Source organism: Microbacterium sp. che218 (genome assembly GCF_040436305.1).
GTDB lineage: Bacteria > Actinomycetota > Actinomycetes > Actinomycetales > Microbacteriaceae > Microbacterium > Microbacterium algihabitans.
In genome coordinates, this window is record NZ_AP031501.1 from 2,348,114 (window position 1) to 2,372,455 (window position 24,342).

General features: G+C 69.0%; 23 protein-coding genes. 18 read left to right on the forward strand and 5 right to left on the reverse strand.

Going from position 1 to position 24,342, the window contains the following annotated elements:
* Positions 1-13: 13 nt before the first annotated feature.
* From ABXS86_RS11105 to ABXS86_RS11115, 3 genes are read right to left on the reverse strand one after another with little or no spacing between them, the layout of a single operon-like run.
* Positions 14-682, reverse strand: coding sequence for a TetR/AcrR family transcriptional regulator (locus ABXS86_RS11105; protein WP_353664482.1), 669 nt, complete (start codon positions 680-682; stop codon positions 14-16).
* A gap of 28 nt (positions 683-710) precedes the next feature.
* The gene (locus ABXS86_RS11110) at positions 711-2,174 is read right to left on the reverse strand and encodes a GH39 family glycosyl hydrolase (RefSeq protein ID WP_307207288.1); all 1,464 of its coding nucleotides are present in this window, start codon (positions 2,172-2,174) and stop codon (positions 711-713) included.
* Positions 2,175-2,190: 16 nt separating this feature from the next.
* Positions 2,191-3,354, reverse strand: coding sequence for an FAD-dependent monooxygenase (locus ABXS86_RS11115; protein WP_353664483.1), 1,164 nt, complete (start codon positions 3,352-3,354; stop codon positions 2,191-2,193).
* Between the two features lie 185 nt (positions 3,355-3,539).
* Between ABXS86_RS11115 and ABXS86_RS11120 the strand changes: the two genes are divergently transcribed.
* The 3 genes from ABXS86_RS11120 (at position 3,540) to ABXS86_RS11130 (ending at position 7,948) form a co-directional block, all read left to right on the forward strand.
* Entirely contained in the window at positions 3,540-4,841 is a 1,302-nt protein-coding gene (locus tag ABXS86_RS11120) for a DUF6379 domain-containing protein (RefSeq protein WP_353664484.1), read from the forward strand.
* A gap of 11 nt (positions 4,842-4,852) precedes the next feature.
* Positions 4,853-6,331: a DUF6379 domain-containing protein gene (locus ABXS86_RS11125; protein WP_353664485.1), complete on the forward strand. Its 1,479-nt coding sequence runs from the start codon at positions 4,853-4,855 to the stop codon at positions 6,329-6,331.
* Positions 6,332-6,694: 363 nt separating this feature from the next.
* Positions 6,695-7,948: an MFS transporter gene (locus ABXS86_RS11130; RefSeq protein WP_353664486.1), complete on the forward strand. Its 1,254-nt coding sequence runs from the start codon at positions 6,695-6,697 to the stop codon at positions 7,946-7,948.
* Between the two features lie 11 nt (positions 7,949-7,959).
* Here ABXS86_RS11130 and ABXS86_RS11135 read toward each other — a convergent pair whose 3' ends face one another.
* On the reverse strand, positions 7,960-8,898 hold the full coding sequence (locus ABXS86_RS11135; protein WP_307213958.1) for a LysR family transcriptional regulator: 939 nt from the start codon (positions 8,896-8,898) through the stop codon (positions 7,960-7,962).
* 227 nt (positions 8,899-9,125) lie between these two features.
* On the opposite strand from ABXS86_RS11135, the gene ABXS86_RS11140 reads away from it, so the two are divergent.
* From ABXS86_RS11140 to ABXS86_RS11210, 15 genes are all read left to right on the forward strand, one after another.
* Positions 9,126-10,415: an ABC transporter substrate-binding protein gene (locus ABXS86_RS11140; RefSeq protein ID WP_353664487.1), complete on the forward strand. Its 1,290-nt coding sequence runs from the start codon at positions 9,126-9,128 to the stop codon at positions 10,413-10,415.
* Positions 10,416-10,485: 70 nt separating this feature from the next.
* A complete protein-coding gene (locus ABXS86_RS11145) occupies positions 10,486-11,460 on the forward strand; it encodes a carbohydrate ABC transporter permease (RefSeq protein WP_307207270.1) in 975 nt (324 codons plus the stop codon).
* 1 nt (position 11,461) lies between these two features.
* Positions 11,462-12,298: a carbohydrate ABC transporter permease gene (locus tag ABXS86_RS11150; RefSeq protein WP_307207268.1), complete on the forward strand. Its 837-nt coding sequence runs from the start codon at positions 11,462-11,464 to the stop codon at positions 12,296-12,298.
* Positions 12,299-12,415: 117 nt separating this feature from the next.
* Positions 12,416-13,210, forward strand: coding sequence for a TIM barrel protein (locus tag ABXS86_RS11155; RefSeq protein ID WP_307207266.1), 795 nt, complete (start codon positions 12,416-12,418; stop codon positions 13,208-13,210).
* Entirely contained in the window at positions 13,207-14,754 is a 1,548-nt protein-coding gene (locus ABXS86_RS11160) for a GMC oxidoreductase (protein ID WP_353664488.1), read from the forward strand. The genes ABXS86_RS11155 and ABXS86_RS11160 overlap by 4 nt, the downstream gene beginning before the upstream one ends.
* A 90-nt stretch (positions 14,755-14,844) precedes the next feature.
* A complete protein-coding gene (locus ABXS86_RS11165) occupies positions 14,845-15,252 on the forward strand; it encodes a DUF6379 domain-containing protein (protein ID WP_353664489.1) in 408 nt (135 codons plus the stop codon).
* Positions 15,249-16,367, forward strand: coding sequence for a sugar phosphate isomerase/epimerase family protein (locus ABXS86_RS11170; protein ID WP_353664490.1), 1,119 nt, complete (start codon positions 15,249-15,251; stop codon positions 16,365-16,367). Before ABXS86_RS11165 ends, ABXS86_RS11170 begins: the two co-directional genes overlap by 4 nt.
* Before the next feature lie 182 nt (positions 16,368-16,549).
* Entirely contained in the window at positions 16,550-17,605 is a 1,056-nt protein-coding gene (locus tag ABXS86_RS11175) for a sugar phosphate isomerase/epimerase family protein (RefSeq protein WP_353664491.1), read from the forward strand.
* Positions 17,606-17,631: 26 nt separating this feature from the next.
* The gene (locus ABXS86_RS11180) at positions 17,632-18,414 is read left to right on the forward strand and encodes a nuclear transport factor 2 family protein (protein ID WP_353664492.1); all 783 of its coding nucleotides are present in this window, start codon (positions 17,632-17,634) and stop codon (positions 18,412-18,414) included.
* Between the two features lie 8 nt (positions 18,415-18,422).
* Positions 18,423-18,839, forward strand: coding sequence for a DUF6379 domain-containing protein (locus ABXS86_RS11185; protein WP_353664493.1), 417 nt, complete (start codon positions 18,423-18,425; stop codon positions 18,837-18,839).
* Between the two features lie 65 nt (positions 18,840-18,904).
* Complete coding sequence (locus ABXS86_RS11190; RefSeq protein ID WP_353664494.1) at positions 18,905-20,071, forward strand: Gfo/Idh/MocA family protein; 1,167 nt, start codon at positions 18,905-18,907, stop codon at positions 20,069-20,071.
* A gap of 31 nt (positions 20,072-20,102) precedes the next feature.
* Positions 20,103-21,107 carry a sugar phosphate isomerase/epimerase family protein gene (locus ABXS86_RS11195; RefSeq protein WP_353664495.1) on the forward strand — a complete coding sequence of 335 codons (1,005 nt, stop codon included), beginning with the start codon at positions 20,103-20,105 and terminating at the stop codon, positions 21,105-21,107.
* A gap of 3 nt (positions 21,108-21,110) precedes the next feature.
* Positions 21,111-21,983 carry a ThuA domain-containing protein gene (locus tag ABXS86_RS11200; protein ID WP_353664496.1) on the forward strand — a complete coding sequence of 291 codons (873 nt, stop codon included), beginning with the start codon at positions 21,111-21,113 and terminating at the stop codon, positions 21,981-21,983.
* Positions 21,984-22,126: 143 nt separating this feature from the next.
* On the forward strand, positions 22,127-22,390 hold the full coding sequence (locus ABXS86_RS11205; protein ID WP_353664497.1) for a type II toxin-antitoxin system prevent-host-death family antitoxin: 264 nt from the start codon (positions 22,127-22,129) through the stop codon (positions 22,388-22,390).
* The gene (locus ABXS86_RS11210; RefSeq protein WP_353664498.1) at positions 22,387-22,647 is read left to right on the forward strand and encodes a type II toxin-antitoxin system RelE family toxin; all 261 of its coding nucleotides are present in this window, start codon (positions 22,387-22,389) and stop codon (positions 22,645-22,647) included. The genes ABXS86_RS11205 and ABXS86_RS11210 overlap by 4 nt, the downstream gene beginning before the upstream one ends.
* 347 nt (positions 22,648-22,994) lie before the next feature.
* Here ABXS86_RS11210 and ABXS86_RS11215 read toward each other — a convergent pair whose 3' ends face one another.
* On the reverse strand, positions 22,995-24,311 hold the full coding sequence (locus ABXS86_RS11215) for a cytochrome P450 (RefSeq protein WP_353664499.1): 1,317 nt from the start codon (positions 24,309-24,311) through the stop codon (positions 22,995-22,997).
* Positions 24,312-24,342: the final 31 nt, after the last annotated feature.

Consider the following 24,342-nt stretch of genomic DNA (forward strand, 5'->3'; position numbering starts at 1 on the left):
GGTGCCGGGCGGCTCAGGCGGGGTGGGGCGGGGCGGGAGGCGCCACGATGAGCCACACCGTTCGCGAGAGGCGGTCGAGCAGTTCCTGCCAGTCGTAGGCGCTCTGCGGGATCGCGGTCGCGGTGACGCCGAGGCCGAGGTAGCGCACGCTGAGGCTGTAGAACACCTCGAAGGCCCAGTGCGCGCTCTGGCCCGACAGCTCGACGCCGTGCTCGGCGGCGGCGGTGAGCACGGCGCGGATGAACACGTCCTGTCCCCCGTTTCCGGAGCGCCGCCCGCGCTCGAGGATGACCTCGTCGTCGACGCCGAGCAGGAAGAACGGCGACAACAGCTCACGGTGGCTCCGCAGAAGCTCGGCGTAGGCGGTGACGATCTGCGCGGTGGCGCGGGCGAAGCTCGACGCACCGACCCCCGCGGCACCGACCCGTCGGGCGGTCTCGACGTCGAGGTGATCGAACTCCTGGCTCTGCACGAGACGGAGCAGCTCGGCCTTGCCCGCGACACGGCCGTAGATCGACCCGATCGAGACTTCGGCGCGCGCGCTCACCTCCGCGAGCGAGAACTGTCCCGTCCCGCGTTCCTGCAGCAGCTCGAGTGCTGCGGCGCGCACCTTCGCGAAGGAATCGCGGCTGCGTTGCTGTTTGGGCTCCGACAGGCTGCTTCGGCCCGGTCGCGTCGTCACGGCACTTCCTCGTCTCCGTCGCCCGACGTCAGGCCGTCACCTCGATGAGCAGAGCCGATTGTGGCGGGAGGGCGAACTCCAGCTGAAGGGCACCCGCGGCCGACACGGCGACCTCGGTCGGCCCGTCGATGGAGCCTGTCAGCGAGGTCGTCGTGACGCTCGCCGTACGCCCGGTCCACGGGAGGCGGGTGAGCTCGAGGCGGACCGCGTCCACCCCCGACGAGGCCAGCTCCGCGCGCTGCGGAGGCAGCGTGAGGCCGAGCTCGATCCGCTGTTCGCCGATGGGGATGCGGAAGGTGAAACGGTCGTCCTCGCGGGGCGCGAGGGCGCTGTCGGGCGCGACGTAGTTCGTCACGAGCACGCGCACGTGCTCACCCTCTCGGCCGGCGATACCCACGAAGCCCGATTCGTCCGCGCCCTCGATGCCGAGGCGGCGACCCCGCATCGCACGCCCGGCCAGCGCGAGAGCACGGGAGCGCTCGTCGGGGCGCCCGTCGACGTCTCCGACGCCGCCCGGGTCGACGAAGCCGTAATGCGGGTCGCGGCCGCTGTCGGCGCGGAAGAAGAACGCGTGGTCGATCACCGTGTCCTGCAGGTAGATCGCGGTCGCGGCCTGGAACGCGCCCTTCTCCGCCGCGGGTGCGGAGCTGCTGGGCACGGCGAGGTAGTTCCAGTAGCAGAGCGTCAGCTCGGTCTCGGCGAAGCCGTGATCGTCGAGGAGGGCGCGCAGCTCTCGCGACACGTGGCGGTAGTCGAGCGGATCGCGGCTGCCGTCGGTGAACCAGAGGAATGAGAAGAAGTCGAGGGGGAGTCCGTTCTCGCGCACGTAGGCGAGGAACCCCTCCCGGTAGGGCGCGTCGTCTTCGAGGGGGAAGGCGACGGCGGGCCCTCCGACCGTCAGCGTCGGGTCCACGCGCTGCACGGCCTCGCAGAACGCGCGGTACATGGCGTAGAACTCCTCGGGGCGGCCGGCGAAGTGCAGCGGTCCGAAGTCGGGCTGATCTCCGAACTCGTAGATGCGGACGGGCGTGGCGGGGCCGTCCGCCCACCCCTGGGAGTAGTGCCGCACGATGTGCTCGACGACGCGGCCGTAGACCTCGACGTCTTCCGCCGGAAGCTTGTTGCGCGGGATCGAGCTGGCCACGGTGAACATCACCTCGGCACCGATCGCGTGCACGGACTCGACCCATCGGTCGGTTGCGGCGAAGTTGTAGCTCGCGGGATCGTCGACGTCGGCGCTCCAGTCGGGGAAGAGGCTCGTGGGGTCGTTCCGGGTGTCGAGGCGCGAGACCCAGTCGAACGAGCGCACCACGGTCACCCCCGCCTCACGCCACAGCGGCGTCATGTCGGGGAAGTCGGGGTGGCCGACGGCGGGGCCGGGCACGCCGCCGACTCCGTTCAGCGATCGGAAGCTGCTCTCGTCGGCGGCATCCACCACCAGGGTCCGCGTGCGGGATGCCGGGGTCGCGGCGGGGGCGTCGGGGTGCGACATGTCGACTCCTCAGAGGTCAGTAGGGCATCCGCAGAAGGCGGTTCGCGTATTCGTTGGCGATCGGCTCGTCGTGTCGCAGGTGGTCGATGCGCGCGCGGTAGGTCTCGTCGGTGACGGAATCGAACTCCTCGAGCATCGACTCGATCGAGCGGTCGTGCACCGCGCGCACGCGCGGCAGGCGCCGCTTCATGAAGTCGAACTGGGCGTCGAGCACCGCGTCGTTCCGAGCGAGTTCCTGCGCGAGGACGACTCCGTCCTCGATGCTCATCGCGGCCCCCGACCCGAGGTACGGGGTCATGGTGTGCGCAGCGTCGCCCATGATCATCACGCGGCCGCGGAACCAGGGATACGGCACCCAGACCGTCGAATAAGGCGTGTACGCGACGTTCTCGGCGTGGCGGACGTCGTCGAGCGCGTCGGCCAGGAACTCCGAGCCGCGGGTCAGGGTTGCGGCGCGATCGTGCATGATCTCGGCCATCCTGCTCGCGTCGTAGCGGGGGCGCCCCTCTTCGGCGACGGTGAGCACCATGTACATCGTGTCTTCCGACAGCGGGGTGAGCATGATCTTTCCGCCGTACCCCTGGCAGATGATCGGCTGCATGATCCGGCGTCGGTTGGGCAGCCCCACGCGCCATGCGACACCTCCGACGGGGCGCGGCGCGTGCTTCTCGCCGAAGTAGTCGCGGCGGATCTGCGAGTGGAGCCCGTCGAAGCCGAGCACGAGGTCGTAATCGGCGCTGTCGCCCCCGCTGAAGGTGACCGTCGCCGTGTCGTCGTGCTGCTGTATGTCCGCGACGGTCGTGCTCATGCGGAAGGTGCAGCCGTTGTCGAGGGCGTGGCGCGCGGCGAGTTCGAGGAAGGCGATCCGCGACATCGTCACGCACCCCGGAAGCCCTTCGTCCTGCGTGCCGTAGCTCATCGTGCTGAGCAGGTTGCCCTCGGCGTCGTAGTTGTCGATCCCCGGCGCGGTGTGCCCGATCTGCAGCACCTTCTCGAGCAGACCGATCTCGCGCACGGCGCGCAGGCCGTTGATGCGGAGTCCGAACCCGACGCCGGCGACGCTGATCTCCGGCTTGTCGTCGATCACGTCGACACGGGCGCCGATCCGGGCGAGAGCAGACGCGGCGCTCAAGCCGCCGATTCCGGCGCCGACGACGAGGATCCTCAGCGGGCGTGTCATGGGTGCTCCTCTTCGAGCGGTCGGGAATTAGAACGGTGATTCGGATTGCGACGCTAAACGCCCCGCCGGACACGCGACAAGCGATCGGGTCTGCGCCTCGCTAATGCGCGGCATCAGAACCCCTTATGTCTAATACCTGCAAAAGACGGATACCGTCGTACCGACCCCAGAGAGAAGGAGCGACGATGCTTCTCGAAAGAGACCTCATCCAGTCCGTCGGATTCCGCAACATCCGCGAGGGCGGCGAGATCACCGGATTCCAGTTCCGGGTGCGGATGCCGTCGTATCGCGGAATGTCCGCCTCGCTCATCGACGGCATCGGGGTGCGCATCCCGGGCCTCGTCGACGTCGCGCCCGACGTTGCGCTGTGGACCCTGCAGGGTCGGCAGTACTCCCTCGCCGAGCTCTGGGACGGCGACGGCGTGCGGTGGCCTCTCGAAGACGCCGCGCTCATCACGGTTCCCTTGGCCGGCGGTCTGCCCGACGGCGTGCACGAGCTCTCGATCGAGCTGCGCCTGCGCATGTCGTACATCCCGCAGGAGCACCAACCGAGCACCTACCGCGTCACCAAGAGCGTGACGCTCGCCCCCGAGGCATCCGGAGCCCCCTTCCGCTACGGCGTCTCGCTGTACAGCTACATGACCGACTTCGGCACCGTCATGGACCTCGAGACCGCCATGGCCTCGATCGCCGACCTCGGCGCCACCGGACTCGAGATCCTCGGCGAGGCCCACGTGCCGAACTACCCGAACCCGTCGCAGGAGTGGGTCGACGCCTGGTTCGCGCTGCTCGCGCAGTACGGCCTCGAGCCCACCAACTACGGCTCGTGGATCGACACGCGTCTGCACTCGAGCGGCCCGAACGGTCGCGACATGACGGTCGACGAGGGTGTCGCCGCCCTGCAGCGCGACCTGCGCCTCGCCAAGCGTCTCGGCTTCCGGTTCGTCCGGCCCAAGATCGGCGTCGTCTCGAGCGACCTGATCCCGCATCCGATCTGGACCGAGGTCGTCGAGGCATCGCTGCCGCTCGCCGAGGAGCTCGACGTCGTCATCTGCCCCGAGATCCACTCGCCGACCCCCATCAAGCACGAAGTCGTCGACGACTACATCGCCCTCATCCGCCGCACCGGCACGAAGCACTTCGGCCTGCTGCTCGACACCGGCATCTTCCAGGACCGCCCGATCCCGCTGAAGCCCGGCGAGCTGCCCGGACAGCGCCCGGCCTTCCTCGACGGCATCCACGTCGACCCCGCCGACGTGTTCGACGTGATCGAGAACGTCGTGTTCATCCAGGCGAAGTTCCACGACATCGACGAGAACCTGGACGACCAGCAGATCCCCTGGGAGCCGGTGCTGAAGGCCCTGAAGGACGCGGGCTACACCGGCTACCTCTCCAGCGAGTACGAGGGCGAGCGCGAACCCTGGCGCTCCATCGAACAGGTCAGGCGTCAGCACTCGCTGATGCGCCAGATCGCCGACCGCATCTGAAGGAACACGACATGCCCAATGGACTCATCCACGACGACAGCCTGCGCGCGCACCCCGACGGGCTCGCGTTGCGCCTGACCATCCCCTGGTACCGCAGCCTCTGGCTCTCGTCGGTGACGACGCTCGCCCTCACCGTCGACGGAGAAGAGGTGGATGCCGCCGACCTCCGCGTCGAGTTCGGCGACACCTCGTACGGCCTCGACGAGCTACCGGAGCAGAGCGAACGGCTGTGGTTCCTGCAGGAGCACCCGCTGCTCGTGGCCCGCCGCGCCCAGCCCGTCGCGCTCGGCGAGTCGCACGACGTCGTGCTGCACGGCGAGCTGCGCCTGCCGTACATGCAGATCGCGCCCGGTCGGGACGGCGGCCCCGGCCTGTACGTGCCCAACGTGGTGCACGACGTGAAGACCCTCACCGTCGTCGACGCGGATGCCGCGATCCCGGCGCTCGTGTCGGACGTCACGGCCCCGCCCCCGGCGGCCGAGGCCGACCCGTTCCAGCTGGGCCTGACGCTGTACTCGGCCAGCGCCGAGTTCCGCGCCGGGTACTTCGACTTCGATGGTCTGCTCGACCGGGTGGCCGAGCTCGGCATCGGACCGGGGATCGAGATCGTCGCCTCGCAGATGGTGCCGACCTACCCGGTCGTCGGCGACGACTTCGTGCGCACGTGGCGTGCGGCGTTCGACCGGCACGGGTTCGTCGAGAGCTCGTTCGGCGCCAACCTCGACATGGGCCGGCGCCGCGACCGCGACATGACGCCCGATGAGGAGTTCGCCTTCTCGAAGCTGATGTTCGAGGGGGCGAAGAAGCTGGGCTTCCCGCTCGTGCGCATCCAGAGCGCCAAGCCCGATCTGCTGCGTCGGCTGCTGCCGATCGCCGAGCAGCTCGAGTTGAAGCTCGCGTACGAGATCCATGCGCCGATGGGACCGAACTCCGACGCGATCCTGCGCGTGCGCGAGACCTACGCCGAGCTCGACTCGCCGCTGCTGGGCTTCGTGGCCGACTTCTCGTCGACCATGCACGCGATGTCGCCGACCCTGTTGCGCGCCGTCCGCCGTGCCGGCCTCGACGACGACGCGGTCGAGACCCTGCAGCGGATCTGGGCGACGGATGCCACGATGCAGGAGCGTCAGCAGGAGTTCCTCGGCTACCTGCGCGGTCGCGATTTCGACCCGGGTCGTCTGGGTTCGTTCGCGCACCTGGCCTTCAACATGCACGGGCACGTCGACCCGCGCGAGTGGGCCGACATCATGCCGCAGATTCTGCACGTGCACGCGAAGTTCTACGACATCGACGAGTCGGGTCGGGAACCCGCGATCAACTACCCCGAACTCGTGCGGGTGTTCGTCGAGGGCGGGTACCGGGGCTTCTGGTCGAGCGAGTGGGAGGGCCACGCCTTCGCCGAGCTCGGCGAGGTCGACCCGCTGCTGCTCGTGCGTCGCCAGCACGATCTGATCCGGTCGGCGATGCGGGCGGTTCCCGCGCGAGCGTGAGGTGCCGCGTGGCCCGACCCGGCGATGACGGCGCCGTGTCGGACCACGCGTGCTCGTCAGGCGGGAGACGTCCGTACGAGGATGCGTGCACCAACCTGTGGATAACTCTGGGGAGAACTGTGGGGAACTCCCCGTTTCCTGTGCAGGCGACCTGGGGATAACCCTGTGAGCGAGAGGATCTTCGAAACTACATCGGTGTTATTCGAAGGGGTGCGGGAGGCGTCCGAGCGGTGAGGGAGCGGCTCGGGCATCTTCGGCGTCAATGCGCCGGATCATCGATGTCTGCTTCCCGGCGCCCACCGCCGGGAGTCCAATGGAGTCGTCCTCGCGCCGTTGCGAGAGAGCCCAGAGGAAGGCACGACGATGACGTCTGCATCGACCACCACCCACCGAACTCACCGCGCGGGAACCCTGCAGGGCATCCTGCTTCTCGCGGGCAGCTGCATGCCGGTCCTGGGCTCCGTGCTCATCACCCCGGTTCTGCCGCAGCTGTCGCAGCACTTCGCCTCGACGCCGGGGTCCGAGGTGCTGGTGCCCATGATCGTGGCGCTGCCCGCGCTGTTCATCGCCCTCATGGCGCCCTTCGCGGGCCAGATCGTCGATCGGGTCGGACGCAAGGCGCTGCTGATCGTCGCCATGGTCGCGTACGCCCTGGTCGGCACCGCGCCGGCCTGGATGGACGGGCTGGCCGAGATCCTCGCCAGTCGTGTGCTCGTCGGCATCTGCGAGGCGGCCATCATGACCGTCTGCACGGCGCTCATCGTGGACTACTTCCACGACCAGCGACGCAACCGCTACCTGGCGGCGCAGACCGTCGCCACCACGCTCGCCGCGACCGTCTTCATCGCCGTCGGCGGTGCGCTGGGCGGAGGCGGATGGCACACGCCGTTCTGGGTCTACACGATCAGTCTGGTCATCGCGGTGCCGATGATCTTCGTGCTGTGGGAGCCGCGGTCGTCGGCCGGAGCGCGCGCGATGGAGTCGTCCGTGCGCGTACCGATCCCCTGGCGGCGCATCGGAGGGCGACTGCTGGTCAGCGTGTTCGCCGGGTTCACCTTCTACGTCATCGTGATCGAGGTCAGCTACCTGGTGGTCGGGTCGGGTGTCGCCCCGACCGACACCGGGGTGATCGGCGCGGTCGCTGCCGGAGCCTCGCTGGCCACCGCCGTCGGCGGCATCCTGTTCGCGCGTCTCGCCCGCCGCTTCGATCTGCGACTGATCCCCGTCGCCTTCGCGCTGCAGGCGCTCGGCATGATCGTCATCTGGGTCGCACCGGCGCTCCCGGGGCTCGGCGTGGGCGCCGTCGTGGCCTCGTTCGGCTCGGGCCTGCTGCTGCCGTCGATGCTGCGATGGGTGGTCGCGACGACCGGCTTCGCCGAGCGAGGTCGCGTCACGGGGCTGTGGACCGCCGCGTTCTTCTTCGGGCAGTTCCTCACTCCGGTGCTCGTCGGCGCACTGGCGGCGGCCGCGGGTGCGCTTCCGACGGCGGTCGGCCTCGTGGGCGTGGCGGCAGCCGCCGTCGCGCTCGTCACGGGGCTCGTCCTGCGCGGAGCGCGCAACGACGAGGTCGACGAGACGCGCGCGCCGCAGGGCGCCGCGCGAGAAACCGCCCGCTGACCCGCGAGCGCTCAGGCCGGGGCGTGGCCGGCGGCGATCCGTCGGCCGGCCTCGGCGAACAGCCCGCGCATCCACTCGTGCTCGGGGTCGCGGGTGTGGGAGGGATGCCACCACAGCGCGCTCACCAGCGGCGTCGCCGCGAAGGGCAGGGGCACGACTCGGATGCCGCCGATGCGGAGCAGGTGCGGAGCCAGGGCCGACTGCACGAGCCCGACCCGCCGGGTGCCGCTGACGAAGTGGCCCACCGACAGGAAGCTCTCGAGCACCACCTCGATGTGCGGCTCCACGCCGAGCTGCTGGATCTGACGCGCGGCGGAGGTGAAGGCCGAGCGCGATTGGAACGTGAGCACCCACGGCAGGTCGGCGAGGTTCTGCATCGTCAGCTCGTCGCCGACCTCGTCGTTGTCGTCCGACACGACGGCGAGCCAGTCGTCCTGCCACAGGTCGAGGTAGGGCATGTCGGAGACGGGACCGTGCGGGATGACCATCCCGTCGGCCGAGCGCAGGCGGGTCGCGGCGTCTTCGACGATGCCGGGGTTGTGCAGCATGTAGCGGAAGCGCACGCCCGGGGCCCGCTCTGCGGCGAGTTGGGAGACGAGCGTGCCGATGGTCACGAAGCCGTAGTCGGAGCCGTAGATCGAGAATTCACGCGTCGATTCCGCGGGTGACCACGAGGCCTGGCTCTCGAAGACCCGGCGGGCCGCCTCGAGGGCGGTCGTGGTGTGTTCGGTGAGGCGCACCGCGAAGGGCGTGAGCTCGTACGTGTTGCCCCGGCGCGCGAGGATCTGGTCGTCGAAGTGGGTGCGCAAGCGCGACAGCGATGCGCTGAGGGCGGGCTGGCTGAGGTGCAGGCGCTCCGCGGCGCGCGTCACGCTGCGCTCGGTCAGCAGCGCGTCGAGCGCCACCAGCAGGTTGAGGTCGAGGCGCGAGAGAGTCGCATGATCGGTCACCACGTCGTGATCCTTCGCTCGGGAAAGCTGTCCCGCGATCGTATCAACGGCGTCTATGCAGGGGCTAGGGCTCATATCCGCGGGCGATGGACGACCGTCGGTCACGCCTTATGCGCCGCATCGCGAAGACTTATGTGCGTTTTCGGCGCAACGCGCCGATACTGAGTCACACAGCACAGGCGCTCCCACCGAAGGGCTCGCCGACAACGTCGTCAGAAAGGCTGGCCATGACTCAGCATCGCCGCGTCACGCGGATCGCAGGTCTTCTCGCTCTTCCCGTCACCGCCGCTCTCGTCCTCGCCGGCTGCTCCGGCTCGGGCTCGGGAGACGCCGGTGGCGATTCGAACTCGTTCACGTTCACCTTCGCCACCTCCAACAACCTGGAGAGCCCGTACGAGACGCTCGCCAAGGAGTACATGGAGCAGCACTCGGGCGTGACCATCACCACCAATCCGACGCCCAACGACAAGTACGGCGAGACGATCCGCACGCAGCTGCAGGCGGGCAACGCCTCGGACGTCATCCAGACAACGCCCGGCTCGGGCGATGCGCGCGGCATCATCCCGCTCGCTCAGGCCGGCTTCCTCGAGCCCCTCGGTGACACGGCGACGAAGCTGATCATCCCGGGCAGCGAGACGGTGTACACGGTGGACGACAAGGTCTACGGCCAGCCCCTCGACTTCACGATCGGTGCGATCGTCGCGAGTCTCGGCACCGCCAAGATGAAGGGCCTGTCAGACTTCCCGACCACGATGGACGAGTTCACCTCGGCGTGTTCGACTCTGCAGGGCCAGGGAGGCTCGCTCCTCGCACTGGCCGGAGCCGCCGGCCCCAACGTCGGCCTCACCATCCAGGGCATCTCCGCCACGCGGGTCTACGCCGACACTCCCGACTGGAACGAGCAACGCGCCGAGAAGAAGGTGACCTTCGCCGACAGCCAGGGCTGGAAGGACACCCTCCAGGCCTTCGTCGACCTCAAGAACGACGGGTGCTTCCAGCCCGGTGCCGAGGGTGGCGGCTTCGACGCCATCACCAACGGCCTCGCGCAGGGCACGTCGGTGGGCAGCTTCATCCCCTCCGGCTCCGCGGTCGAGATCGCCAAGGCCGCACCGGCCGAGGCCGAGTTCGCGGTCGAGCCCTTCCCGGCCGCCGACAGCGGCAAGGAGATGATCCTGGGCAGCTCGAACTACACGCTCTCGATCAACGCCAAGGCGAAGAACAAGCAGGGCGCCGAGGACTTCCTCTCCTGGATGGCCGAGCCCGCCCAGCAGCAGCGCTACTACGAACTGTCCGGCGAGCTGCCGGTGTCGGCCTTCGACACCCTCGACCTCACGGGCACCATCTACGCGCCGGTCGCCGACCTGCTCAAGGAGAAGAAGTACACCCCGCTGCCGAACAACATCTGGCCCAACCCCTCGGTGTACGAGGCGCTGCAGACCGGCGGTCAGGGACTGCTGACCGGCCAGACCAGCATCGACCAGGTGCTGCAGAGCATGGATGCGGCCTGGGGCAACTGAGTGATTCCGCCGCCCGGGCCCCTGGACCCGGGCGGCGGAGCCGCACCCCTTCGAGGATGACGAGGACGCCATGAGCACCACTTTCCGAGCCGGCGAGGTCGCCGCAACCGAGACCGAACGTGTGGTCCTGCCGCGCCGCGGCGGACGTCGCCGCTCCGCTCCCACGCCGCGCCGCAGAGGCCTGCTGCAGTTCGGATACTGGTGGTGGGCTCTGCCCGGCATCCTCTTCGTCATCGGCATCCACTACGTCGCCACCAGCGTCGGCGGCTTCTTCGCCTTCACCAACTGGACCGGCATCGGCGCCTTCGAGCTCATCGGGCTCGACAACTTCGTGCGGATCTTCCAGGATCCGACCAAGCTCGGGGCCCTGTGGAACACGCTGTTCCTCGCCTTCGGCTCCGTCGTCCTCAGCAACATCCTGGGCCTCGGCGTCGCGCTCGGGCTGAACCGGGGACTGAAGACCCGATACGTCCTGCGCACCCTGTTCTTCATGCCCGTGGTGCTCAGCCCACTCGCCACCTCGTACATCTGGAAGTTCATCTTCGACTACAACGGTCCGCTCAACCTCGTGCTGCGGGGGGTGGGCCTCGACTCGGTGGCTCGGGCGTGGATCGCCGATCCCACCTGGGCGATCTGGACCATCCTCGTGGTGCTGGTGTGGCAGAACATCGGCTTCGCGATGGTCATCTACATGGCCGGTCTCGCGGCCGTCCCGATCGAGATCGAGGAGGCCGCCGCGATCGACGGGGCGAACCTCTGGCAGCGCTTCTGGCACGTGACCCTCCCGTCCATCCGTCCCGCTGTCGCGATCGCGACCACCCTGGGTCTCGTGAACGGCCTGCGCGTGTTCGACCAGATCATGGCGCTCACCGGCGGTGGGCCCGCAGCGGCCACCGAGACCCTGGCGACGCAGGTCTACAAGCAGTCGTTCGCCCTCGGCAACTTCGGCTACGGCGCGGCCCTCGCGCTGCTGCTGACCCTCATCATCCTGGTCTTCGCCGTCGTGCAGCAGCGTCTGACCAACGGTCGCTCGGAGGAGAACTGACATGTTCCGCTACACCAAGCTCACCGGCCTCAGGGAGTTCCTCTTCTGGGTCGCTGCCCTCGCGTTCCTGCTGCCGTTCTACTTCCTCATTACGACCTCTCTGAAGTCCGACCGCGAGGTGATCACGTCGTCGACGCTCGCGCCCCCGGTCGCGCCCGACTTCGGCAACTTCGTCAAGGTGCTCACCGCGACCGGCAACTCGAACGTCGTGATGGGCCTGGTCAACAGCATCATCATCACGGCGGGCAGCATCGTGCTGATGGTGCTGCTCGGCTCGCTCACCGGCTACGTCATCGCCCGCAGCACCCGGCGGTGGAGTCGCGTGGTGTACTACCTGTTCCTCGTCGCGATCGTGCTGCCGACGCAGCTGGGCACCGTGCCCCTGTACATCGGGGCCCGCTCGCTGGGGCTCACCGGATCGGCGTGGGGCATGATCATCCTCTACACGGGCATGCTCCTCCCGCTGGCGATCTTCCTCTACGCAGGCTTCTTCCGCGGGCTCGGCACCGAGTACGAAGAGGCCGCGACGATCGACGGCGCGAGCAGGACGCAGATCTTCTTCCGCATCGTCCTGCCGCTGATGTCGCCCGCGACGGGAACCGTCGCGATCCTCGCCGGCCTCATCGTCTGGAACGACTTCTTCACCTCGCTGATCTTCCTCGGCGGATCGGCGAACCAGACCCTCCCGGTGGCCATGTACTACTACATCGGTTCGCTCGTGTCGGCCTGGAACCAGATCTTCGCGATCGTGATCGTCTCGATGATCCCGATCCTCGCCTTCTACCTCTTCGCCCAGAAGCGCTTCATCCAGGGCTTCGCGGGCGGCCTGAAGGGCTGACGCCTTCTCATCATCGAGGCCGGACCACCGGCCTCACAGGCAGAGCCTGCCCAGATGGATGCCGCCTCGCACGGCATCCGTCGATCGTCGCGCCCGCGCTTGTCGAAAGGACACCCCATGTACCAACTCGCCCCCAACATCGAACTGCTCTTCACCGAGGCCGGCGACTACCACGACCGCGTGCGCGCGGCGGCGGCGGCGGGCTTCGACGCCGTCGAGATGTGGGGTCCGACCGGCGTGGACGCCCCCGCGACCCCGAAGGACCTGCCCGCGCTGAAGGCGGCGCTGCAGGAGACGGGCGTGCAGCTCACGGCGCAGCTGGCCGAGCCGCGCACGCAGTTCATGATCCCGCCGTGGGACCACTCGGAGTTCTTCCGCAAGCTCGACGAGGGCGTCGGGATCGCCCGCGACCTGGGCTGCCCGCGCCTCGTCGTCGGCAGCGGCACGGGCTTCGGCGGGTGGAAGCGCCAGGTGCAGCTCGACAAGCTCGTCGAGATCTACCAGAAGGCCATCGCGCAGATCGACGGTTCGGGGATCGGCCTCGTGCTCGAGCCCGTGAACGTGCGCGTCGACCACCCCGGGTCGCTGCTCGACCGCACGGCCGAGGCCGTGTACGTCGCCCGCGGCGTCGCCTCGCCGCAGTTCGGCGTGCTCTACGACATCTACCACTCGGCCGTGGAGGGCGAGGACATGGAGGCCGAGCTCGCGAACGCCGGCGACCTCATCCACTACGTGCAGCTCGCCGACGCCCCCGGTCGCGGGGAGCCTGGCGCGGGCGCGCTGGATTGGACCGAGCGCTTCCGCCTGCTGCGCGACAGCGGCTACACCGGTCCCGTCGGCCTCGAGTACTACCCGACCACGGCGTCGGAGCAGTCGGTCGCCCACGTCGTCGAGATCGCGCGCGCAGCATGAGCGCCCGGCAGTACCCCGCATCGGTCGACGTCGTGATCGTCGGCAGCGGGCCCACCGGTGCGGCGTACGCCCGCATCCTGTCGGAGCGGGCCCCCGGCACGACCATCGCCATGTTCGAGGTGGGTCCGACCGTGTCGGACCCGCCCGGCGCCCACGTGAAGAACATCGCCGACCCGGCCGAGCGCGCTCGCGCGCAGGCGGCGTCGGAGGGGCCGGGTGAGCGCGGCGAGAAGGTCGCCAATCCCGGGGCGGCCAAGGCGGGCGTGCGCGGAGCCCGCCCCGGCACCTTCCTGCTCGACGACGGCTACGCGTTCGAGGGGGAAGACGGCATGCCCGTCGCCGCGATGTCGAGCAACGTCGGCGGCATGTCGGCGCACTGGACCGGCGCCTGCCCGCGCCCGAACGACAGCGAGCGCATCCCGTTCCTCCCCGACCTCGACGAGCTCCTCGATGAGGGGGAACGCCTCCTCGGCGTGCGCACCGACGCATTCGACGCCGCTCCCTTCGGCGCGATCGTGCGTGAGCGCCTGTCGGCGGCGGTCGACGCAGGTCGTGTGGATCGCACGAAGGTGCAACGGATGCCGCTGGCGGCGCACCGTCGCGACGACGGACGCCTCGTGTGGTCGGGGTCGGATGTGGTGCTGGGCGACGTCACGCGCGCGAACCCGGGTTTCACGCTGATCGACGAATCCCTCGTGACGCGGGTCGTCGTCGAGGGTGGCCGCGCGTCGGGCGTCGTCGTGCGCGACCTGCGCTCGGGCGAGCAGCACGAGGTCGCCGCGCGCGTCGTCGTCGTCGCGGCGGATGCGCTGCGCACGCCCCAACTGCTGTGGGCATCGGGGGTGCGACCCGAGGCGCTCGGTCGCTACCTGAACGACCAGGCGCAGATCGTCTTCGCCTCCCGCCTGCGCGACGTCGCGCCCCTCGGCGCCGATGCGCCGGCGACGGGTCTCGCGGAGTACAGCGGCGTGAGCTGGGTGCCGTTCACCGACGACGTGCCCTTCCACGGTCAGGTCATGCAACTCGATGCCTCGCCGATCCCCCTGGCCGAGGACGACCCCGTCGTGCCCGGATCGATCGTCGGGCTGGGTCTGTTCTGCGCGAAAGACCTGCAGGCCGACGACCGCGTGGCCTTCGACGACGAACACCTCGACGGGTACGGGATGCCGGCTCCGCGCATCCACTACACCCTCACCGCTCGCGACCACGGGGTCATCGACCGGGCGCGCGCGGAGATCGTGCGCCTGGGCGAAGCGGTGGGCGACCCGCTCGACAGTCGCCCGTTCACGCTGCCGCTCGGCTCGTCGCTGCACTATCAGGGCTCGACGCGCATGGGTCTCGCCGATGACGGCACGAGCGTGTGCGACCTCGACAGCGAGGTGTGGGGCGTCCCCGATCTGTTCGTCGCGGGCAACGGCGTCATCCCCACCTCGACGGCCTGCAACCCGACGCTGACCTCGGTCGCCCTCGCCGTGCGCGGGGCCCGCAAGATCGCGTCGGTGCTCTCCCGTGAGCAGGTCGCGAGGGGCGCGGCATCCGTCTGATTCTCTTGCTTATGCAGGAATTAGACATTAGACTGTAGAAATCAAGACAAAGAGGTCTGCGACCGCGGTCGCACCGACGAGGAGGTCATCGTGATCCCGGATCGCATCATCGAGCAGGGCACGCTCAGCGCCCACGACGGGCGGGTCTCGGTGGAGGTGCGACTGCCCTGGTACCGCGCCCTGCCGGCGTCCTGCATCTCGGGCGCGAAGCTCGCCATCGACGGCGTCGAGGCGCCGGCCGACTCGTTGCGCTGGCAGATGAACGGCGAAGAGTTCACCTTCGCCGATATGAAGACGAACACCGACCAGTGGTGGTTCCCCACCGACTCGGCCGTGCTCTCGGGAGACATCGGGGCGGATGCCGGGGAGCACGAGGTGCGCGTCGACCTCGAGCTCTACATCCCGTACATCATCATCGACGACGACCAGGTGCTGCACATCGAGGAGCACGACACGAAGACCATGACCGTCCGCCAGGTCGAGGAGGCCCGCGCATGACCCTTCAGGCTCAGGGACCGGACAAGGGCACGCCCATCCAGGGCGTCACCCTTTACAGCTTCACCCGCGCCTTCCACGGGCGCGAGTACGACCTCGACCAGCTCATCCGCAAGACCGCGGCCGAGGGCTTCGGGCCGGGCCTCGAGATCATCGGGTTCTCGAGCTTCCGCGGATTTCCCGAGATCGACGATCACTTCGCCGGACGCTTCTCCGACCTCGTCGACGAGGTCGGGCTCGTGCGCACCTCGCTCGCGGTCAACGCCGACATCGGCCTGCGCCCCGACAAGCTCATGAACCAGGACGAGCTCCTCGCCTACATGCGCAAGCAGATCGCCGCGGCGGCGAAGCTCGGCTTCCCCATCGCGCGCGTGCAGATCTCGATCACCCCCGACTCGATGGAGGCGCTCGCCCCCATCGCCGAGGAGTACGGCGTGACGCTCGCCCTCGAGGTGCACGCCGACCAGTACGCCTCGCACCCGCGCATCCTGGCCCTCCGCGACCGCTACGAGAAGGTCGGTTCGCCCTTCCTCGGCTTCACGATGGACTGGGGCGCCACGGTCTCGGGCTTCGCTCCCTCGCTCATCGAGGCCTACCGCCGGCGCGGCGCGTCGGAGGAGCTGCTGACGGCGGTCGTGCAGCTCTGGGACGAGTTCTACCAGCAGGGTCCTCCCGCCGACCAGGCCGACCACGGCCAGCGCTTCGGCCGCTTCATCGGTCTCGCGCACCAGCACGGTCGCCCCGATCTCGGCATCGACTTCGGCATCAACGGCACGGGGCTGTTCGGCCCGGCGCGCGTGGACGACTGGCTCGAGATCATGCCGTGGGTCAAGCACGTGCACGGCAAGTTCTTCGGCATCGACGAGAACGGGAACGAGCCCTCGGTGCCCGTCGGCGACCTCATCACCCTGCTCGTCGACAACGGCTACAGCGGAGCCGTCTCGAGCGAGTACGAGGGCTGGCACTGGAACCACTGGCAGAGCCCGTTCGAGATCATCCGCGGCGAGCAGGCCCTCCAGCGCACCGCGGCCGAGAAGGCCGGCTCCCGCATGATCACCGATGCCGCCGAGGCGCGCCGCGCCCTGAACGCCCACCTCGCGCACGCCGTGCGTGCGTGACCCTTCGACAAGCTCAGGGACCGCCCTTCGACAAGCTCAGGGACCGCCCTTCGACAGGCTCAGGGACCGCCCTTCGACAGGCTCAGGGACCGCCCTTCGACAGGCTCAGGGACCCCGGACGAGGTGGCTGAGCCTGTCGAAGCCACCGGCACCACCCTCCGACTCATGACCCAAGGACCGAAATGACGCACGACACGAACGGCATCGCCGGAACCGGCATCAAGCTCGGCACCACGCTCTACTCGATGACGAGCGAGTTCGCCGCGGGGCAGTACACCCCCGAGACCCTCATCAAAGAGGTGCACGACCAGGGCATCGGCCCGGGCGTCGAGTTCAACTTCGCGCAGCTGCTGCGCTCGTACCCCGACGTCGACGCGGAGTTCGTGAAGCTCTGGTTCGACTCGCTCGAGAAGTACGGCCTCGAGGCGAGCGCCGTCGGCACCAACCTCGACATGGGGCGCCGCAAAGACCGCGACATGACCCCCGACGAGGAGCACGAGTTCCTCGCGCGGCAACTGAAGTCGGCGCACACGCTCGGCTTCAAGAAGATCGTGATCCGCTCGCACGGCAAGGAGCTGCTGCGCAGCCTCCTCCCCCTCGCCGAGAAGTACGACCAGAAGCTCGGCTACGAGATCCACGCCCCCTCGGGGCCGAACGATCCTAAGGTGCTCGAGATGCGCGAGATGTACGACGAGCTCGGCAGCGACCGGCTCGGGTTCACCGCGGACTTCTCCTCGACCATGCACTCCCTGTCGCCGACGCTGCTGCGCACGCTCGGGCAGATGGGCATGGACGAGAAGCACTTCCCCGTCATGGAGGAGATCTGGCACGAGCCGACGCCGATGCACGTGCGCAACCAGAGGTTCGAGGACTACCTCTCGGGCGAGGGCGTCGACTTCCTGCGCTTCGGGCCGTTCACCCGCCTCGCCTTCAACATGCACGGTCTCGTCGCCCCCGAGGAGTGGCTCGACATCATGCCGCAGATCTTCCACGTGCACGCGAAGTTCTACGACATCGGCGCCGACGGCGAAGAGCCGGCCATGGACATCCCGCGCATCGTGAAGCAGTTCGTGGTCGGCGGGTACGAGGGCTACCTCTCGAGCGAGTGGGAAGGCCACGCCTTCAGCGACCTCGGCGAGAGCGACCCCATCGACCTGGTCAAGAAGCAGCACACGCTCATGCGCCAGGCCATCGAAGACACCGTCGCCGCCCGCGACTCCGCCGCACAGCCGGTCTGATCCACGCACATCACGAAGGAGTGAGCATGTCCAACACCACCGCGACGGCATCCGTCGAAGATCTCATCGCCGAGGTCGCCCGCCTGCGCGAGCAGGTCGAGGCCGCCCACCGCCTCGCTCAGCGGGCCGAGGACCGGGGGCAGGTCGAGAACCTGTTCAACCGCTACATGTACCTGCACAACGCCTTCGAGGACGAGCAGATCATCCCGCTGTGGGTGAAGGAGGGGACCGAGGGCATCCGCGCCCGGTACACCAACGCCGGTCAGTACACGACGTGGAAGAGCGTCACGGACTACCACCGCGGACGCCCCCACCCCGAGGGCAAGCTCATCCTGCACGCCACGAACACCCCGGTGATCGAGGTCGCCGCCGACGGCGAGACCGCGAAGGGCGTCTGGATGATGGCGGGCACCGAGTCGGGTCTGACCGATCCGACGGTGGCCGAGGCGTTCCCCGACATGTACTCGCCCGACGAGGTGCTCGGCAAGAAGGTGTGGGCGCACTGGGTCTGGTGCAAGTACGCGATCGACTTCCGCAAGCAGGACGGCGAGTGGAAGTTCTGGAAGTTCCGCTGCTACGAGCTGGCGCGCGCCCCGTTCGAAGAGAACTGGGTGAGCTTCGGCCTGAAGAACCAGGGCGCTTTCGACCTCGACCTCATGTACTTCGGCGACGACGGCAAGCCCGTCTTCATGCCTCCGGCCGACGAGGCGGTGCCCTCGACCAACCACCCGTACAGCCCCGAGACCACGCAGAAGCTCGAGCCCGTGCCGCCGGTGGCGCACGACCGCTTCACCGACACCTTCGCCTAGGAGCCACCATGGCCACTCACAACTCCCTCTTCGCCGAGAAGGACGTGCGTCGGACCGACGACGGTCTCGCGGTGTCGCTGCAGCTCCCCTGGTACCGCAGCCTGTGGCTGTCGGCCGTCGACGACGTCGCCGCCACCATCAACGGCGTGGCCGTCGACAAGGGCGACCTGCGCTTCTCGCTCGAGGGGCGCGAGTACCGCATCGAGGAGCTGCCCGAGCAGTCCGACACCCTGTGGTTCGTCGCCGACCGACCCGACGTGCTGATCCACCTCGACACCCCGCCGGCGGCGGGCGAGAAGATCACCGTCGAGGTCGTGCTGACGATGCGTCTGCTCTACATGCAGATCATGCCGGGCGCCGACGGGGGCCCCGGGCGCTACGTCACGAACCGGGTTCCGGTCGAGCGCGAACTGGTGCTCGCATGACCCTTCGACAGGCTCAGGGACCCCATCGACAGGCTCAAGGACCCGAAGCGCCGCTCCGTGTCGCCATGATCGGCTACGGCTTCATGGGGGCAGCCCACTCCGTGGGCTGGCGCCAGGCGCCGCGCATGTTCGACCTGCCCCGCGCGGTCGAGATGACGGTGGTGGTGGGTCGGAACGCGGATGCCGTGGCCTCCGCGGCCGCGAAGTGGGGCTGGGCGGAGTCGGCCACCGACTGGCGCGAGATCATCGCGCGTGACGACATCGACATCGTCGACATCGTGACCCCGGGCGACTCGCACGCCGAGATCGCGATCGCCGCCCTCGAAGCGGGCAAGCACGTGCTGTGCGAGAAGCCGTTGGCCAACACCGTGGCCGAGGCCGAAGCGATGGCCGAGGCGGCCGAACGGGCGCGGGCCCGCGGCATCCGCTCGATGGTGGGGTTCACCTACCGTCGCGTTCCGGCGGTCACTCTGCTGCGCGACATGATCGCCGAGGGTGCCGTCGGCACGGTGCAGCAGGTGCGCGCGGCTTACCGGCAGGACTGGCTCGTCGATCCCGAGATGCCGCTGGCATGGCGTCTGCAGAAGGAGCACGCCGGATCCGGCGCCCTCGGCGACATCGGTGCGCACATCATCGACATGACCCAGTTCGTGACCGGCCAGGGCGTCGAGAAGGTCTCGGGCACGATCGACACGATCGTGACGGAGCGCCCGCTGCCGAGCGACGGATCGATGGGGCTCGCCAAGGGCGCCGGCGCCGCGGAGACGGGAGCGGTCACGGTCGACGACGTTGCGATCTTCACCGGTCGCCTCGCGAACGGCGCGTTGGTGTCGTTCGAGGCCACGCGCTTCGCCACCGGTCGCAAGAACGCGCTGTCCATCGAGGTCTCGGGTGACCGCGGCGCTCTCGCCTTCGACCTCGAAGACCTCAACAGCCTGCGCTTCTACGACCGCACGGCCCCCGACGGCCGGCAGGGGTTCACGCAGATCCTGGTGACCGAGCCCCAGCATCCGTACATCTCGGCCTGGTGGCCCGCGGGGCACATGCTCGGCTACGAGCACGGCTTCACCCACCAGGCGGTCGACCTCGTCACCGCGATCGCCGACGGCACCGACCCGCACCCCTCGTTCGCCGAGGGGCTGGCCGTGCAGCGCGTGCTCGACGCCGTCGAGCGCAGCAGCACCGCCGACTCCGCGTGGACGCGCGTCGGCGCACCCGTCCCCGCTCTCTGACAGATCCGCCCCCGCTTCCCGAAGGACTTCCATGGCTCGCCCGATCACCCTGTTCACCGGCCAGTGGGCCGATCTGCCGTTCGAAGAGGTCGCCCGTCTCGCGGGGGAGTGGGGCTACGACGGCCTCGAGATCGCCTGCTGGGGCGACCACATCGACGTCTCGCGCTGGGACGACGAGGCCTACGTGCGGTCGCGCCTCGACATCCTCGAGCGCAACGGTCTGAAGGTGTGGACGATCGCGAACCACCTGGTCGGCCAGGCCGTCTGCGACGACCCGATCGACGAGCGTCACCACGACATCGTCCCTCCGCGCGTCTGGGGTGACGGCGATGCCGAGGGCGTACGACAGCGCGCAGCCGAAGACCTCAAGAACACGGCGCGCTTCGCCGCCAGACTCGGCGTGAAGACGGTGACGGGGTTCACCGGGTCGAGCATCTGGAAGTACGTCGCGATGTTCCCGCCGGCATCCGAGGCCATGATCGAGCGCGGCTACCGCGACTTCGCCGATCGCTGGAACCCGATCCTCGACGTCTTCGACGAGGTCGGCGTGCGCTTCGCTCTCGAGGTGCACCCCTCCGAGATCGCGTACGACTACTGGACCGCGAAGAAGACGCTCGAGGCGATCGGCCATCGCCCGAGCTTCGGCTTCAACTTCGACCCGTCCCACTTCGTGTGGCAGCAGCTCGACTCGGTCGCGTTCGTGCTCGACTTCGCCGACCACATCTTCCACGTGCACTGCAAGGAGTCGACGACGAACCTCGACGGTCGCAACGGCGTGCTCGGCTCGCACCTGTCGTGGGACAACCCGCGGCGCGGGTGGACGTTCGTCTCGACCGGTCACGGCGACGTGCCGTGGGAGCCGCTCTTCCGTGCGCTCAACGCGATCGGCTACGACGGGCCCACGAGCGTCGAGTGGGAGGACGCCGGCATGGACCGCCTCGTGGGCGGGCCCGAGGCGCTCGCCTTCGTGCGAAAACTCGGCGGGATCACACCGCCCCACCAGCTGTTCGACGCCGCGTTCTCGCAGAAGGGCTGACGCATGACCGACGTGCTGAACGTTCTCATCCTCTCGGGTCACATGACCATCGAGCACGACAACGCCCACCGCAGCTTCCGCCTGCACAACCAGTGGATCACCACGCTGCTCGAGGACACCGGCCGGTTCACGGTCCGTGTCGTCGAAGACCCCCGGGGCCTGCCCGCGAGCGTCATCGACAAGTACGACGTGCTCATCGTCATCTTCGAGGGCCGCGACGGCTACCACGACATGGCCACCGGGTTCGGGGCCGAGACCGACGCCGCGATCCTGCGCTTCGTGCACGATGAGGGCAAGGGCATCGTCTGGTTCCACGGTTCCGCCGCACAGGAGGACCGCTGGGGCTACCCCGAGGAGTACAACGTCATGCGCGGCGCCAAGCTCAGCGCGTGGGAGACGGGCCTGCGCCCCCGGCCGTGGGGCGAGGCGCAGCTGCACACGACCGAGCCGCGGCATCCGATCACCGAGGGCATCAACGCGACCTGGACCGTCACGGGAGACGACATCCTCGTCGGCGTGCAGATGTACGACGGGGCCCAGGTGCTGCTGACCACCTTCGACGACCTCGAGGCGTACGAGAAGGCGCCCGTGTGGCCGATGTCGCACTACCCGGTCGACATCCCCGAGGGCGGCATCGCCGACCTGCCCGGGATCAACACCGAGCAGCCCCTCGCGTGGATCAACGAGTACGGCGCGGGTCGGTCGTTCACCATCACGATCGGCCACGACATCGACACGTTCCGCCGCATCGAGTTCATCCGCATGTTCCCGCGGGGTGTGGAGTGGGCCGCCACCGGCGAGGTCGCGCTCACGGGACCCGATCGCCGCGGCGACCGCCGCATCAACCCCTGGCCGTACTACAACGGCGAGGGATGACGCGGGCCGAGGTCGCGCGGGGCGATACGGGCGCCTGGCAGCCGCGCTGACGGCGCTCGTGTGTCCGACGTCCACCCGATGGGGAGAGTGGACCTGCCAGTGGCGATTGTGTACACAATCACGTTAGTTGCTACACTTGCGACATGGATACCGTCACGACGGAACTCTCCACCCGGGAGCTCCGCAGTCAGCTGTCCGACGTGCTCGGTCGGGCGATGTACGCGGGCGAGCGTATCGGGGTGACCCGCAACGGCAAGCTGGCCGCGGTGGTCGTGAGCGTCGCCGACGTCGAAGCCCTCGAGGAGTTCGAGATGGCGCAGGACGTCGCCGCTTACCGCCAGGCGAAGAGCGACGATGACGGCGCCCGGGTGACGCTCGATGAGCTGCGGGCCGACCTCACGTCGTGAGCTACCGGGTCAAGTTCACCACCGCGGCGGCTCGTCAGGTGCGGAAGCTGCCCCGTCCCGCACGTGATCGAGTCCTCGAGGCAATCAGCGGCTTGCGCGAGAATCCTCGTCCACCCGCGGCGAAGAAGCTGGTCGGTGAGCAGACCGCCTGGCGCATCCGTATCGGCGATTACCGGGTGATTTACGACGTGTTCGACGGCGAGCTCGTCGTGACGGTCGTTCGGGCCGGTCATCGTCGCGACGTGTACGACCGATAGGGCGCGTCGCCGATGCGGCGGGCCTCACGCCCCGCCCAGAGCCTCCCGCGCGAGTGCGAAGTGGGTGCGCGTGACGTCCCACGGATCGTCGTCGAGTCACTCCTGGCCGCCCCACTCGCTGCACGACGTGCCGCGGAAGCCGCTGCGGCGAAGCTCGGCGCCGGTGTCATGGAGATGATGCGGACCGAGGTCCCGCGCGCGCGATGCGGGCGCTCTGCAGCCGTGCTGACGGCGGGCACCCGCGTCACCAGAACAGGGGATGCGACGAGAACAGGCCGCTTCCGCGCAGATCGACCTGTTCTCGTCGCGCGGCCTGTTCTCGTGACGTCGCGAGCCGCGCGGCGGCCTCAGCTCGTGCGACCGAAGTGGAACGGGCACGACGACGGCGCGTCCGCGCGGCGCACACGTCCTCCGGATCGCGGCTTGGTCGGCATCCGTCGTCTGTTCACGTCGAGTCCGCGGCCGCTGATGCGGATGCGCGGGTCGCTGAGGACGGCGATGGATGCCGCGAGCCCGGCGATCGCGAGCTTCTCTCCGGGGCAACGGTGGCCGGTGCGTACGTCGGCGCCGCCGTGGGGGACGAACGCGCGAAGCGCCTCGTAGTCGTCGACGCCGACGAAGCGCTCGGGAGCGAAATCGGAGGGGCGCTCCCACTCGCGGGTGTCGGTATCGGTGCCGAGGATGTCGAGCACGACCCGACCGCCGGCGGAGACGCGGTGGCCATCGAGCTCGATGTCGGTCTCGGCCCACGCCGGCAGCATCGGCACGAAGGGCGCGGTGCGGCGGATCTCCTGCGCGAACGCCGTCGCGAGCTCTCCGCCCACGAGGGTCTCGCGCTCTGCGGTCTCGGCGGCGATACGCTGACGCCATTCGGGGCGGTCGTGCAGTTCTTTCGCGGCGAACGCCACGAAGCGCGAGACGGCGATCATCGGCCGGAAGCTGTTCTGCAGCTCGACACCCGCGGTCTTCGCGGACAGAAGCTCGCCGCCCTCGTCGCGGTGGTGCGCCCACGCCCACAGGGCCGTGTTCTCGGCGGGGCGAAGGGTGTCGGCGCGGACCGCATCGATCAGCTCGGCGGCGTGACGGTCGGACCAGCGGCGGTTCAGCAGCGCGAGCGCGAACTCGGGGGAGTACGGAACGCCGAACCCGTCGACGATTTGCGCCTGGCGCTTCGCCCAGCGGGTCTGTGCGGCCGCGGTGCCGGGGATTCCCGCCCAGCGCATGATCGCGCGACCGAGCGCTCCCACGGCGGCGTCGTACGCCGATCGCTCGCCCCCGTCGATCCAGGCGTCGAGCTCGCCCCGCCACTGCCGGTCGAGCTCGGGGAGCAGCCGCTCCACCTCGGCGTCGTCGTACAGCACGTCGACGAAGGTCGCCTTGCGGTGACGGTGCTCGGCGCCGTCGAGGCTGTGCACCGAACCGTGGCCGAAAAGAGATTCCTGGATGAAGGCGGGCATGGCACCGTGCCGACGGATGCGCGATTCGTCGTAGAAGAGGGCCACGCCCTCCTCGCCGCGCACGAACAGCGCTTGGCGCCCGAGCAGGCGGAACGGGACGGCGCGCGCACCGCGGTCGGAGCGACGCCACAGGTGCGAACCGAAGCCGTAGCCGCGCGTGAGAAGCGAGAGCGAGTCGTCACGGAGGAGGGCGAGGGGGGATGCCATGCCCCCACGGTTCCACGCGGAATTCCGACGA

What these genes read in the sequence shown, in the direction of transcription:
- ABXS86_RS11190 (WP_353664494.1), top strand. Translation starts at nt 18,905, where the DNA reads ATGATCGGCTACGGCTTCATGGGGGCAGCCCACTCCGTGGGCTGGCGC.
- ABXS86_RS11110 (WP_307207288.1), bottom strand. Translation starts at nt 2,174, where the DNA reads ATGTCGCACCCCGACGCCCCCGCCGCGACCCCGGCATCCCGCACGCGG.
- ABXS86_RS11215 (WP_353664499.1), bottom strand. Translation starts at nt 24,311, where the DNA reads ATGGCATCCCCCCTCGCCCTCCTCCGTGACGACTCGCTCTCGCTTCTC.
- ABXS86_RS11145 (WP_307207270.1), top strand. Translation starts at nt 10,486, where the DNA reads ATGAGCACCACTTTCCGAGCCGGCGAGGTCGCCGCAACCGAGACCGAA.
- ABXS86_RS11195 (WP_353664495.1), top strand. Translation starts at nt 20,103, where the DNA reads ATGGCTCGCCCGATCACCCTGTTCACCGGCCAGTGGGCCGATCTGCCG.
- ABXS86_RS11180 (WP_353664492.1), top strand. Translation starts at nt 17,632, where the DNA reads ATGTCCAACACCACCGCGACGGCATCCGTCGAAGATCTCATCGCCGAG.
- ABXS86_RS11155 (WP_307207266.1), top strand. Translation starts at nt 12,416, where the DNA reads ATGTACCAACTCGCCCCCAACATCGAACTGCTCTTCACCGAGGCCGGC.
- ABXS86_RS11205 (WP_353664497.1), top strand. Translation starts at nt 22,127, where the DNA reads ATGGATACCGTCACGACGGAACTCTCCACCCGGGAGCTCCGCAGTCAG.
- ABXS86_RS11120 (WP_353664484.1), top strand. Translation starts at nt 3,540, where the DNA reads ATGCTTCTCGAAAGAGACCTCATCCAGTCCGTCGGATTCCGCAACATC.
- ABXS86_RS11160 (WP_353664488.1), top strand. Translation starts at nt 13,207, where the DNA reads ATGAGCGCCCGGCAGTACCCCGCATCGGTCGACGTCGTGATCGTCGGC.
- ABXS86_RS11140 (WP_353664487.1), top strand. Translation starts at nt 9,126, where the DNA reads ATGACTCAGCATCGCCGCGTCACGCGGATCGCAGGTCTTCTCGCTCTT.
- ABXS86_RS11125 (WP_353664485.1), top strand. Translation starts at nt 4,853, where the DNA reads ATGCCCAATGGACTCATCCACGACGACAGCCTGCGCGCGCACCCCGAC.
- ABXS86_RS11185 (WP_353664493.1), top strand. Translation starts at nt 18,423, where the DNA reads ATGGCCACTCACAACTCCCTCTTCGCCGAGAAGGACGTGCGTCGGACC.
- ABXS86_RS11130 (WP_353664486.1), top strand. Translation starts at nt 6,695, where the DNA reads ATGACGTCTGCATCGACCACCACCCACCGAACTCACCGCGCGGGAACC.
- ABXS86_RS11115 (WP_353664483.1), bottom strand. Translation starts at nt 3,354, where the DNA reads ATGACACGCCCGCTGAGGATCCTCGTCGTCGGCGCCGGAATCGGCGGC.
- ABXS86_RS11150 (WP_307207268.1), top strand. Translation starts at nt 11,462, where the DNA reads ATGTTCCGCTACACCAAGCTCACCGGCCTCAGGGAGTTCCTCTTCTGG.
- ABXS86_RS11170 (WP_353664490.1), top strand. Translation starts at nt 15,249, where the DNA reads ATGACCCTTCAGGCTCAGGGACCGGACAAGGGCACGCCCATCCAGGGC.
- ABXS86_RS11175 (WP_353664491.1), top strand. Translation starts at nt 16,550, where the DNA reads ATGACGCACGACACGAACGGCATCGCCGGAACCGGCATCAAGCTCGGC.
- ABXS86_RS11200 (WP_353664496.1), top strand. Translation starts at nt 21,111, where the DNA reads ATGACCGACGTGCTGAACGTTCTCATCCTCTCGGGTCACATGACCATC.